Raw genomic sequence first — 11,721 nt, forward strand, 5'->3', positions numbered from 1 at the left:
CGGGCGGAGGTCAGCCCAGGTCGGGGGCGTGCATGGCGCGCAGGCCCTCGATGTTGCCGTCGAGGTAGTGGCGCAGGGACAGCGGGACGAGATGGACGGCGGCGATGCCGACCCGGCTGAAGGGCACGCGGACGATCTCGTACTCGCCTGCGGGCTCGTCGATTTCGGGCCCGTGCCGCTGGCTGGGGTCCATGGATTCGAGGTGGCAGACGAAGAAATGCTGCACCTTCACTCCGGTCACTCCGCCGTCGGCGATGTGCTCGACGGTGTCGACGAAGCAGGGCACCACATCGGTGATCTTCGCGCCGAGTTCCTCGTGGATCTCTCGGTGGAGGGCGTCGACGACGGTGGCGTCCGAGGACTCCACTCCCCCGCCGGGGGTGAGCCAGTACGGGTCGACGCCGGGCTTGGTGCGTTTGATGAGGATCAGGTCGTCACCGTCGAGCAGGATCGCGCGGGCGGTGCGTTTGACCACGGGACGTTCGGTCATGGGAGAAGAGTGGCCCAGACTGCGGTGTCTGAAACGCGTGTCGGCGAAACCCGCCGCACACCGGAAGCGGAGGCTCACCAGTGCGCGGCGGCGCGCAGCAGCCGGTCGTGCGCACGGGCGAGGTGGGCGAGGGCGAGGCTGCCGGCCCGTACGACGAGGAACCAGGTGCGCAGCGGCGGTACGGGCGGCTCGAGCAGGGCGACGATCTGCCCGCGGTCGAGGGCGTCCCGGCACAGATACCGAGGCAGGACGGCGAGTCCGGCGCCGGCCCGGACGCATTCCAATACGGCCCGGAGGTCGGGGGCGACGATGGTGGCGGCGTCCGGCCGGGTCCCGGGGCGGGTCTCGAACACCGCGGCCCAGTAGCGGGCGACGAGCGGCAGGGTCTCGTGGACCTCGACGAGCGGAATGCCGTCGAGGGCGGCGGGGCCGGTCTCGCGCAGCCGGTCCGGGTCGACGAGGGCGGCCCAGTAGGGTGCGGCGACCAGGACGTGCTCCTCGTCGCACAGGGCGGTCGCGCTGAACAGCCCGCCGCGCGGCCGGGCGGTCGTGACGACGAGGTCGTGGTGGCCGGCGGCGAGCCCGTCGAGGGCCTCCTCGGCGCCGGTCTGCAGGGCGGTGCGCAGGGTGTGGCCCTGGCCGACGAGCGGTGCGAGAGCGGGCAGGACGCGCAGGCACAGGAATTCGGGGGGACCGGCGAGGTGCAGGGTGCGTAACGCACCGGCCGCCTCGCGCTCCGCCTCGGTGATCCGCAACAAGGCGTCGAGGTGCGGGGCGGCCTTGTGGGCGAGTTCGTCGCCGACGGCGGTGGGGGTGACCCCGCGGGCCCTGCGGTGGAAGAGCGGCCGGCCCAGCTGGCGTTCGAGGGTCCGGATCTGGGACGTGACGGCGGGCTGGGACAGCCCGAGCAGTGCGGCGGCCCGGGTGAACGAGCCCGCCCGGTGCACGGCGACGAAGGTGCGCAGCAGGGCCAGGTCCATGAAGGCCCCTCTCGGTGGGGGCCTTCAACTATAAATATGTCGATAGGCCCCTGTCGTTACCGTGATTGGACTCTGACGCTGGGTCAACTAGCCTTGGGTGCGTGGTTCTTCGCGCGCAGAACCCGGGCGGTCCGAGCCACCAGGGGGGAGGCTCGGACCGCTCCATGTCCGCGGCCGTTCAGGCGCCGGCGCCCGCGGCGTCGAGGGCGCGCAGCACGTCCGCCACCAGGTCCCCGGTGTCCTCGGCCCCGGCGGACAAGCGGATGAACCCCTCCGGGACGGGGTCGCCGCCCCACCGTCCGCGCCGCTCCGCGGTGGACCGTACGCCGCCGAAGCTGGTGGCGTCCTCGACCAGGTGCAGGGCGGCCATGAAGCGTTCGGCGTGCGCACGGTCCGGCAGGGTGAAGGAGACGACGGATCCGAAGCCCCGCATCTGCCGGGCGGCCGTCTTGTGCGACGGATCCGCGGGCAGCCCCGGGTAGCGCAGCCCGGTCACGTCCGTACGGTCGGCCAGCGCCTCGGCGACGGCCAGCGCATTGGCCCACTGGCGCTGGGCGCGCAGCTGGATGGTGGCCAGTGAGCGGTGGGCGAGCCAGGCCTCCATCGGGCCCGGGATCGCACCGACGATCTTGCGCCAGCGCCGGACGGCTGCGGCGAGTCCCGGGTCGCGGCAGACGACGTAGCCGAGCAGGAGGTCGCCGTGGCCGGTGAGGCCCTTGGTGCCGCTGGCGACGGAGAAGTCCGCGCCGAGTTCCAGGGGCCGCTGGCCGAGCGGGGTGGCGAGGGTGTTGTCGACGGCCACCAGGGTGCCGCCCGCGTGCGCGGCCTCGACCAGGCGCCGTACGTCGCACACGTCGAGCCCGGGGTTGGACGGGGTCTCGATCCACAGCAGCCTGGCCCCGTCGAGGACGGCTAGCTGCGCGTCGTCGCCGGTCGGGGCGGTGCGGACGTGGATCCCGTACGCCTCCAGCTGCTCGCGGACCAGCAGCAGCGCCTGGTAGCCGTCGTCGGGCAGGACGACGGTGTCCCCGGTGCGGGCCTGGGAGAGCAGGACGGCGCAGACCGCGGCCATCCCGGACGCGAAGACGATGGTGTCCACGCCGTCCTGGCCGGGGGCTTCGAGTTCTCCGATGGCCCGTTCCAGCAGGGCCCAGGTGGGGTTGGTGTCGCGGCCGTAGGTGTACGGGCCCTCGACGTCGCCGGGGAGGTGGAAGTGGGCGGCGAAGACGGGTCCGGGCAGGGGCGGTTCGTTCTTGACGGGCTCGGGCAGTCCGGCGCGCACGGCCCGGGTGCCGTCGCCGAGCCCGTCCGCCCGGGCGGCCGCCGTGCCGGCCGCTGCTGTTGCTGCCTCGGCCTGGTCGGCATGGTCGTTCACGCGGTGTGCTCCTTCACTGTCTCGCTTACGGCGTCCAGCAGGCCCGCACTCGCCGCCTCGACGAGCTCCAGGCACAGCTCGAACCCGTCGAGGGAGCCGTAGTAGGGATCCGGTACGTCGGTCTCCGTGGCCGTGGCCGCCGGGTCGTACGACCGCAGCAGCCGTACCTTGGCGGCGTCCTCGGGGGTGGGTGCGAGCGCCCGCAGGTCCCGCAGGTGCCCGGCGTCGAGCGCGATGACGAGGTCGAGACCGCTGAACCACGAGGCCCGGAACTGCCGGGCCCGGTGGCTCTGCTCGTACCCGGCGGACTCGAGGACGGTGACGGTGCGCGGATCGGCGCCGTCCCCCTCGAACCAGCCGCCGGTGCCGGCGCTGTCCACCTCGACGAGAGCGTCGAGCCCGGCCTCGGCGACGCGGGCGCGGAAGACGGACTCGGCCATGGGCGAGCGGCATATGTTGCCCGTGCAGACGAAGCACACGCGGTACATGGGCAGTCCGTTCAGTTCTTGTCGGGCAGGGCCATGTTCACGGCCCAGGAGACGACGGAGATGATCAGGCCGCCGACGAGCGCGGTCCAGAAGCTGTCGACGTGGAAACTGAGGTCGAGCTGCGTGGCCAGCCAGGAGGTCAGCAGCAGCATCAGGGCGTTCACGACGAGGGTGAACAGTCCGAGCGTGAGGACGAACAGGGGCAGTGAGAGGAGCTTCACCACGGGCTTGACGATGATGTTGACCAGGCCGAAGACCAATGCGACCAGGATCAGCGTGAGCGTCCTGCGGCCCAGAGAGCTGTGGTCGTCGAGCGTGATGCCGGAGAGCAGCCAGATGGCGACGGCCAGGGCCGCGGCGTTCGCGAGCGTCTTGACTACGAAATTCGTCATGTGTCTGATCGTGGCAGAGAAGATCCCGGTGGGACATCAGCAGATCTGCGGATGCCAGGGAACGCGAGAGAGCAAGGGGCACAACGAAGATGAAGGCCTTCCGGCTGGACGAGCTCGAGGCGGAGCGGCTCGCGAACGACGGCGCCTATCTGCAGTTCCTGCGCGAACGGAACATGTCGGTCGGGCTGTACGCGCTCGACGCCGGGCAGAGCGACCCGCAGCAGCCGCACCGCCAGGACGAGGTGTACTTCGTGGTGAGCGGCCGCGCCTCGATCACGGTCGGGGAGGAGACGACGACGGTGGCCCGCGGCAGCGTCGTCTACGTCCCGGCCGGGGTGGTGCACAAGTTCCACCACATCACCGAGGACCTGCGGGTCCTTGTGGTGTTCTCCCCGCCGGAGGCATAGGCGGAGGCATAGCCGGAGGGCCCGGACCGAGGGTCGGAGCCCTGGTTCCCCTAAGGGGCGGATCAGGGGACTCCGGGGGCTCGAGGGCCCCCGGGCGCCTTTGCCGCCTCCTAGCATCGAGAGCAGGAAGTCACGGCTCAGGAAGAGGTTGAGGACATGGACGGCATCCGAGAGACATTCGCAGGCATGCCCTGGTGGGTTAAGTGGGTCGCGATCCCGCTTCTGGTGCTCTTCGTCTTCGGCGGTGTCATCACCAGCATCCTCGGTGCCCTGATCGGGTTCGCCTTCAAGCTGCTGCTCTTCGTCGGCCTCGTCGGCGGCCTGGTCTTCCTCGTGAAGAAGTTCAGCGGCAGCGGTACGAAGTCCTCGTCCGGCGACTGGTAGGCGGGGTCAAGCCCGGGGATTAACCCAGGCGGGGGAACGTGAGGTGGCAAACCGCTCACACCGCGGGAATCGGCGGATAGAGTGGCAATCTGTGCCGTTCCCCTGGGTCGAAGGCCGGTAGTGCCGCCCTGACCTGCGGCTATCTCAAGTACCGGCCGAGCGTGACCTCCAGGAACCACGGCATGTGCGGGGGCGGCCCCCGCAGGGCGGGCCCTCCCAAGGCCCGCCGCCATGCCTGGGGGTGAGCTTTGTCTTCGGTTCACAATGCCGGTGTGCCAACGCTGATCGGTTCGGTGCAGCGAGCGTTGAGACTGCTCGAAGCAGCGGGCTCCCACAGCGAGGGAGCCCCGGCGAAACAACTGGCGCGCGAGGCCGGGCTCCCGCTCCCCACCGCGTACCACCTGCTGCGCACGCTCACCCACGAGGGCTATCTGCGGCGCGAGGGTGGAGTGTTCGTTCTCGGTGCCGCCGCAGGCCGGCTCGCGGGCGGCGGGCTGCAGCAGAAACGTCGCAGCATGATCCTCGACTCTCTCGCGCACTTCCGCGACGCGGTCGGGGCCCCCGTCTACTTCGCGGTGTTCCGCGACGGTGAGATCGAGCTCGTGGGCGTTTCGGACACCCCGGCCAGTCCCGCCGTCGAGGAGTGGGCCGATTTCCGTGCGACCGGGCACGCGCACGCCATCGGTCAGTGCCTGCTGGCCCAGCTGGACGAGGAGACGCGCAAGGACTACTACGACCGGCACCCGGTCGAGGCCGTCACCCAGTACACCGTCCGGGACCAGCGCGCCCTGGAGCGCCGGATCGGGTCCCTCGGGCGCATGGAGCCGGTTACGGAGCGTCAGGAGTACGCGCTGGGCACGGTGTGTGCAGCCATCCCCATCACTGCCGGCGATACCGCCGCAACCATGGCGATTTCTCTCCCTTTGCACCAGGAGGAACGATTGCTGTATGTGGTTGATCGGCTACGGAGTGAAGTAGGCGCGCTGTTGAGTACCCTCTCGTTCTCTATCAGTATCTGAAAACTCACTCCTTGTGATCTGCAAGCGCGTCCACCACCCTTGTCAAGAGGGCCCTGGGGGATCATTCCTGGCCACTTCACCTACAGCGGGGTAGTCGATGCGCGAGTCGGTACAGGCAGAGGTCATGATGAGCTTCCTCGTTTCCGAGGAGCTCTCGTTCCGGATCCCGGTGGAACTCCGGTACGACACCCGTGACCCCTACGCGGTGCGCCTGACGTTCCACCTTCCCGGAGACGCGCCCGTGACCTGGGCGTTCGGCCGGGAACTCCTCCTCGACGGCATCAACAAGCCGTGCGGTGACGGCGATGTGCACATCGCCCCCACCGACCCCGAGGAGCTGTCGGATGTCCACATCCGGCTCCAGGTCGGCTGCGACCGGGCCCTGTTCCGCGCCGGCGCCGCTCCGCTCGTGGCGTTCCTCGACCGCACCGACCGGCTTGTTCCGCTCGGTCAGGAGCGCAACCTCGGCGACTTCGAGGACAACCTCGACGAAGCGCTGGACAGAATCCTGGCCGAGTCCCGGCAGAACGAGCAGAACGCCGGCTGAACGGACCCGACGCGCCGAGTCGGCCCCGGGCCCCCGAGCAACCCGGGTCTCTCAGCGCTTGCGCCGCCGTCCCCGGCCCCCGCGGACCGGCCCAGAGGCCGCCGCTCCGGCCGGGGATCCCGGCCGGTCGGCAGAAACCACCAGCGCGGCAAGCGCCGTTGTCACCGGGACCGAGGCCACCAGGCCGATCGACCCGACGAGTGTCCGTACGATCTCCTCCGCGACCAGCTCGCTGTTGGCCACCGAACCCATGCTGCTGTTCGCGATCGAGAACAGCAGCAGCAGGGGCAGCGCCGCGCCCGCGTAGGCCAGGACCAGGGTGTTGACCACCGATGCGATGTGGTCGCGGCCGATCCGGATGGCCGCACGGTACAAGGCGCGGGACCCCATCGACGGGTCGGCCTGGTGGAGTTCCCAGACCGCCGAGGTCTGGGTGACCGTCACATCGTCGAGCACACCCAGCGATCCGATGATCACGCCTGCAAGCAGCAGGCCGCTCATGTCGATGTCCGGGTAGAGCCCGTGGATCAGTCCGGTGTTGTCGTCGGTGTTGCCGCTCAGGAACGCCCAGTCGACGAACACCGAGCCCAGCAGTCCGATCAGCAGCAGCGAGACGAGCGTGCCCAGAACGGCGACGGACGTACGGGCACTCAGTCCGTGGCACATGTAGAGCGCGATGAGCATGATGGCGCTGGCACCGACGACCGCGACGAGCAGCGGGTTCGAGCCCTGCAGGATCGCCGGCAGGATGAAGAGGGTCAGCACGCCGAAGCTGACGGCCAGCGCGACCAGCGCGAAGAGGCCGCGCATCCGGCCGACGACGACCACCGCCACCGCGAAGATGCCGGCCAGTACTGCCAGGGGCAGCTTCCGGTTCACGTCGACCACGGAGTACTGGAGGTCCCGGGGCGCGTCCGGCGCGTACGCGACGACCACCTCCTGGCCGTCCTCCAACTGCCGGGGGGCGCCCGGCTGGACGATCTCGAAGAAGGTGCGGCCCTTGTCGGACCCGGTGGCGACCTCGATGGTGGCCTTCTTGCACTCGCCGGTCTGCGCGGCCCGGGCCTCGCGGCCCTCCGGGGTGGAGACGCTGCTGGTGGGCGGCACCTGCGAGGCGTTCACGGATTTGCAGTCGACCTGTTCGAGCGCGACGACCCTGCCCTGCTGGGTCTGCCGGTCGAAGCCCACTCCGGAGCGCTCGTGGGCGGGGGCACCGCCCGGCCACAGCACCACCATGCCGACGAAGACGGCGGCGGCAAAGGGGATCAGCACCGCCGCGATGACCTTGCGCAGGTGCTTCGAGACGGGAGCCGCCGGCCCGTGGCCGTGGGAATGACCATGGGAGTGCCCTTGGGGCGGGACGTGGTCATGCCCGGGGCCTGCGTGATCGTGGTCCGCGTGATCGTGGTCCGCGTGACCCGTGGGCTCGGTGGGCTTGGTGGGGGGCTGTGGCAAGGACGTCACCGGCCGATCATCGCAAGAGTTGAGGGGGCCCACTGTTCAGCACGCCACAGATGACGCTAGCGTGGGGGCACCTTTGCACAACGCGGGAGCTCGGAGCACCGGGCTGAGAGGGCGCTGATCACCGTACGCGCAGCACACATGCGTACGGGAAGAGGCTGCGTCGACCGCCGAACCTGTTACCGGGTAATGCCGGCGTAGGGAGATCAGGTCTCATGACCATTCAGGACGCACGCACGCCTGCCGTCAGCCAGGACGCCGACGGTCAGACCGAGCGCCAGCCGGGCTGGCACAAGGGCTATGTGGAGGGTTCCCGCCCCGACATCCGGGTGCCGGTCCGCCAGGTCCACCTCACCAACGGCAAGGACGTGACGCTCTACGACACGTCCGGGCCGTACACCGACCCGCAGATCGAGACCGACGTGCGCCGCGGCCTGCCGCCGCTGCGCGAGAACTGGATCATCAGCCGCGGTGACACCGAGGAGTACGCGGGCCGTCCCGTGCGCCCCGAGGACGACGGCATCAAGCACACCTCGCCGCGCGGTGGTCTGAAGAACCTCGACGCGGTCTTCCCGGGCCGCCCCCGCCAGCCCCGCCGCGGCCGTGGAGGGGCCGCCGTCACGCAGCTCGCGTACGCCCGCCGCGGTGAGATCACCCCGGAGATGGAGTACGTCGCGATCCGCGAGAACGTCTCCCCCGAGGTCGTCCGCGAGGAGATCGCCGCAGGTCGCGCCGTGCTTCCCGCGAACGTGAACCACCCGGAGATCGAGCCGATGATCATCGGCAAGCGGTTCCTGGTGAAGGTCAACGCCAACATCGGCAACTCCGCCGTCACCTCCTCCATCGAGGAGGAGGTGGACAAGATGACCTGGGCCACCAAGTGGGGCGCCGACACGGTCATGGACCTCTCGACCGGCCGCAACATCCACACCACCCGCGAGTGGGTGCTGCGCAACTCCCCCGTGCCGATCGGCACCGTGCCGCTGTACCAGGCGCTCGAGAAGGTCGACGGCCGCGCCGAGGACCTGACCTGGGAGATCTACAAGGACACGGTCATCGAGCAGGCCGAGCAGGGCGTCGACTACATGACGGTCCACGCCGGCGTGCTGCTGCCGTACGTGCCGCTGACCGCCCGCCGCAAGACCGGCATCGTCTCGCGCGGCGGCTCGATCATGGCCGCGTGGTGCCTGGCGCACCACAAGGAGAACTTCCTCTACACGAACTTCGAGGAGCTCTGCGAGATCCTCGCAGCGTACGACGTCACGTACTCGCTGGGCGACGGCCTGCGCCCCGGCTCCATCGCGGACGCCAACGACGCGGCGCAGTTCGCCGAGCTGAAGACGCTGGGCGAGCTGAACACGATCGCCAAGCGGCACAACGTGCAGACCATGATCGAGGGCCCGGGCCACGTCCCGATGCACAAGATCAAGGAGAACATCGACCTCCAGCAGGAGATCTGCGAGGAGGCGCCGTTCTACACGCTCGGCCCGCTGACCACGGACGTCGCCCCGGCGTACGACCACATCACCTCGGGCATCGGCGCCGCGATGATCGCCTGGTGGGGCACTGCGATGCTCTGCTACGTCACGCCGAAGGAGCACCTGGGCCTGCCCAACCGTGACGACGTGAAGACCGGCGTCATCACGTACAAGATCGCCGCACACGCGGCGGACCTGGCGAAGGGCCACCCGGGCGCCCAGGAGTGGGACGACGCCCTGTCGGACGCGCGGTTCGAGTTCCGCTGGGAGGACCAGTTCAACCTGGCCCTCGACCCGGACACGGCCCGCGAGTTCCACGACGAGACGCTCCCGGCCGAGCCGGCCAAGACCGCGCACTTCTGCTCCATGTGCGGTCCGAAGTTCTGCTCGATGAAGATCTCGCAGGACATCCGCCGTGAGCACGGCGGAGACCTGAAGGCCGATGAGATCGAGGCGGGCATGGCGGAGAAGTCCGCCGAGTTCGCGGCGAGCGGCAACCGGGTGTACCTCCCGCTGGCGGACTGACCCGTCCGCAGCGGTGGCGCTGCTCCGGGGAGGAGGAGGGGACTCCCCGGAGCAGCGTCCCCGGGCCGGAATCGCTTGCGCTGGAGTGCACTCCAGCTCCTACAGTGCGGCCCCATGACCATGAGATACCGCAGTCTGGGCGGGACCGGCATAGAGGTCAGCGCACACTGCCTCGGCACGATGATGTTCGGATCGATAGGGAACCCGGACCACGACGAGTGCGCCCGGATCATCCACGCCGCACTCGACCAGGGCATCAACTTCGTCGACACCGCGGACATGTACTCCGCCGGGGAGTCCGAGGAGATCGTCGGCAAGGCGCTCAAGGGGCGGCGCGACGACGTCGTGCTCGCCACCAAGGTCCACTTCCGGATGGGAGAGGGGCGCAACCGCAGCGGGAACTCGCGGCGGTGGATCGTGCAGGCCGTCGAAGACAGTCTGCGACGGCTGGACACCGACTGGATCGACCTCTACCAGGTGCACCGGCCCGACCACTCGACGGACGTCGAGGAGACCCTGTCGGTCCTCGGAGACCTGGTGCGAGCGGGCAAGATCCGTGCCTTCGGTTGCTCCACCTTCCCCGCCGAAGAGATCGTCGAGGCGCATCACGTCGCCGAGCGGCGGGCTCTTCCGCGGTTCCGGACGGAGCAGCCTCCGTACTCGATCCTCGCGCGCGGTGTGGAGGCCTCCGTGCTGCCGGTCGCCCGGCGGTACGGGATGGGCGTACTGACCTGGAGTCCGCTCGCGTCCGGCTTCCTGACCGGCAAGTACCGGCTCGGCGGACCCATCGACATGAGCTCGGGGAGGGCGGCGCTGACTCCCGCGCGCTTCGACCCGGCGATCCCCGGCAACGTTGCGAAGCTGGAGGCCGTGGAACAGCTCCTCGAGCTCGCCGACGGCATCGGCTGCACCCTGCCCGAGTTGGCGGTCGCCTTCCCGGTCGCGCATCCCGCAGTCACCTCGGTGATCATCGGTCCGCGGACCATGGACCAGCTGAACTCGCTGGTCAAGGGGGCTGGACTGGTCCTCGACGACGCCGTGCTCGACCGGATCGACGAGATCGTGCCGCCGGGGACGAACCTCTACCACCCGGACGGCGTGTGGCGCGCGCCGGCTCTGACGGACCCCGCGCAAAGGCGGCGGGCCGCCGGGGACCGGTCGGCGGGCTAGGCCTCGTTTGCTGCGATGTTTCACGTGAAACAGGGACGGACTGCCCGCCCGCGGCTGTCAGGACGACTCGGTCTCCGAGCCGCCGAAGTCGGGGCTGGTGAAGTCCGGAGGCGTGTAGCCGGGCCGGGGTCCCTGTGACGGGGATCCGGGGCTGGTGAAGTCGGGCCGGGTGTATCCCAGGTTGGGGATGCGCCCGGCCTTCGGCGTGCGGGGGGCGGGATACACCGGCCCCGCGCTCGGATCGGCCAGCGCGTCCCGCAGGAACGGCAGGATGCCCCGCTCCAGCAGGGCGTGCCGCCAGGCCTCACGGGCCTGCGTGAGCTCGTCGGGTATCGCCTCGTCCTCGGCCACGACCTCCGTCGCACGATTGCGGACGGCCGTCACCAGCAGCCCGATCACCGCGAACACCAGGGAGACCACGGTCAGCGCGCCGAAGAGCCAACCCGCCGTCAGCATCGTGTTGGCGAAGGCCGGTTCGGGCTCGATCGCCTTCAGGATGTAGCCCACCAGCAGGAAGATCAGCATCGCGGTGCCCGCCAGGACCGGCGCGAGCACCGCAACCACGGCGCTGACGCCTGCGCCGTCCTCGCCCTCGTCTTGCCCGGAGCTCCGATCGGCACCCGCCGATCCGGGGGTGGACAGGGCCTCGTCACGCCGTTCCCCGCGGAGCTTCACGTAGTGGTCGTACTCGGCCGCGGCCGCGGCCGTCAGCAGTGCGCTGGCCCCGACGGCCATCGTGCGCAGTTGTTCGGCGTTCAGGCGTTCGCCGAGAGTGGCGAGCTCGGGCCGTTGGTGTGCGGTGCGCAGCGCCTCGTCGAGGAGCCGATCGAACTCAGGTCGGTCTTCGGTCAGCAGGTGCGGAGCGCTGTTCATGTGCATCCCCCGATGCTCCGTGGGGACCGGTTTGCCCGCGTAGACCCGGGCGCCGGCACAAACGGAGGAGAGCCTGCTACGGATAGGGCGATGGTAGAGCGCCCATGCCACGCCGTGACAGGGGCTTTCCTG

At 69.9% G+C, this 11,721-nt stretch carries 13 protein-coding genes; 6 read left to right on the plus strand and 7 right to left on the minus strand.

The features are described from left to right. Nucleotides 1–10: 10 nt before the first annotated feature. From OG299_RS20510 to OG299_RS20530, 5 genes are all read right to left on the minus strand, one after another. The gene (locus OG299_RS20510) at nucleotides 11–490 is read right to left on the minus strand and encodes an NUDIX domain-containing protein (RefSeq protein WP_266627618.1); all 480 of its coding nucleotides are present in this window, start codon (nucleotides 488–490) and stop codon (nucleotides 11–13) included. Nucleotides 491–564: 74 nt separating this feature from the next. Continuing rightward, nucleotides 565–1,470 (minus strand): LysR family transcriptional regulator, encoded by a 906-nt coding sequence (locus OG299_RS20515; RefSeq protein ID WP_266627620.1) that lies wholly within the window; start codon nucleotides 1,468–1,470, stop codon nucleotides 565–567. A gap of 178 nt (nucleotides 1,471–1,648) precedes the next feature. Next, nucleotides 1,649–2,845, minus strand: coding sequence for a cystathionine gamma-lyase (locus OG299_RS20520; RefSeq protein WP_327362241.1), 1,197 nt, complete (start codon nucleotides 2,843–2,845; stop codon nucleotides 1,649–1,651). After that, on the minus strand, nucleotides 2,842–3,333 hold the full coding sequence (locus tag OG299_RS20525; protein ID WP_266627624.1) for a low molecular weight protein-tyrosine-phosphatase: 492 nt from the start codon (nucleotides 3,331–3,333) through the stop codon (nucleotides 2,842–2,844). Before OG299_RS20525 ends, OG299_RS20520 begins: the two co-directional genes overlap by 4 nt. 11 nt (nucleotides 3,334–3,344) lie before the next feature. Continuing rightward, nucleotides 3,345–3,725: a phage holin family protein gene (locus tag OG299_RS20530; RefSeq protein ID WP_266627626.1), complete on the minus strand. Its 381-nt coding sequence runs from the start codon at nucleotides 3,723–3,725 to the stop codon at nucleotides 3,345–3,347. A gap of 89 nt (nucleotides 3,726–3,814) precedes the next feature. Between OG299_RS20530 and OG299_RS20535 the strand changes: the two genes are divergently transcribed. The 4 genes from OG299_RS20535 to OG299_RS20550 all read left to right on the plus strand — a co-directional run bounded on the left by OG299_RS20535 (nucleotide 3,815) and on the right by OG299_RS20550 (nucleotide 6,082). After that, nucleotides 3,815–4,132: a cupin domain-containing protein gene (locus tag OG299_RS20535; protein ID WP_030153240.1), complete on the plus strand. Its 318-nt coding sequence runs from the start codon at nucleotides 3,815–3,817 to the stop codon at nucleotides 4,130–4,132. Nucleotides 4,133–4,288: 156 nt separating this feature from the next. Further along, nucleotides 4,289–4,516, plus strand: a complete 228-nt coding sequence (locus tag OG299_RS20540) for a DUF5326 family protein (RefSeq protein WP_199827984.1) — start codon at nucleotides 4,289–4,291, stop codon at nucleotides 4,514–4,516. A 272-nt stretch (nucleotides 4,517–4,788) separates the two neighbouring features. Next, nucleotides 4,789–5,535 carry an IclR family transcriptional regulator gene (locus tag OG299_RS20545; protein ID WP_266627629.1) on the plus strand — a complete coding sequence of 249 codons (747 nt, stop codon included), beginning with the start codon at nucleotides 4,789–4,791 and terminating at the stop codon, nucleotides 5,533–5,535. 97 nt (nucleotides 5,536–5,632) lie between these two features. Beyond that, nucleotides 5,633–6,082, plus strand: a complete 450-nt coding sequence (locus OG299_RS20550) for an SsgA family sporulation/cell division regulator (protein WP_266627630.1) — start codon at nucleotides 5,633–5,635, stop codon at nucleotides 6,080–6,082. Between the two features lie 51 nt (nucleotides 6,083–6,133). On the opposite strand, the gene OG299_RS20555 is transcribed toward OG299_RS20550, so the two are convergent. Next, the gene (locus OG299_RS20555; protein WP_442817523.1) at nucleotides 6,134–7,579 is read right to left on the minus strand and encodes a YibE/F family protein; all 1,446 of its coding nucleotides are present in this window, start codon (nucleotides 7,577–7,579) and stop codon (nucleotides 6,134–6,136) included. 179 nt (nucleotides 7,580–7,758) lie between these two features. Between OG299_RS20555 and thiC the strand changes: the two genes are divergently transcribed. Further along, nucleotides 7,759–9,546: a phosphomethylpyrimidine synthase ThiC gene (gene thiC / locus OG299_RS20560; RefSeq protein ID WP_327362242.1), complete on the plus strand. Its 1,788-nt coding sequence runs from the start codon at nucleotides 7,759–7,761 to the stop codon at nucleotides 9,544–9,546. Nucleotides 9,547–9,666: 120 nt separating this feature from the next. Continuing rightward, a complete protein-coding gene (locus OG299_RS20565) occupies nucleotides 9,667–10,716 on the plus strand; it encodes an aldo/keto reductase (RefSeq protein ID WP_327364557.1) in 1,050 nt (349 codons plus the stop codon). A 57-nt stretch (nucleotides 10,717–10,773) separates the two neighbouring features. Here the strand turns inward: OG299_RS20565 and OG299_RS20570 are convergent, their stop codons facing one another. Then, a complete protein-coding gene (locus OG299_RS20570) occupies nucleotides 10,774–11,595 on the minus strand; it encodes a hypothetical protein (protein ID WP_327362243.1) in 822 nt (273 codons plus the stop codon). Nucleotides 11,596–11,721: the final 126 nt, after the last annotated feature.

Origin of the sequence: Streptomyces sp. NBC_01296, assembly GCF_035984415.1 — a bacterium.
Taxonomy (GTDB): Bacteria; Actinomycetota; Actinomycetes; order Streptomycetales; family Streptomycetaceae; genus Streptomyces.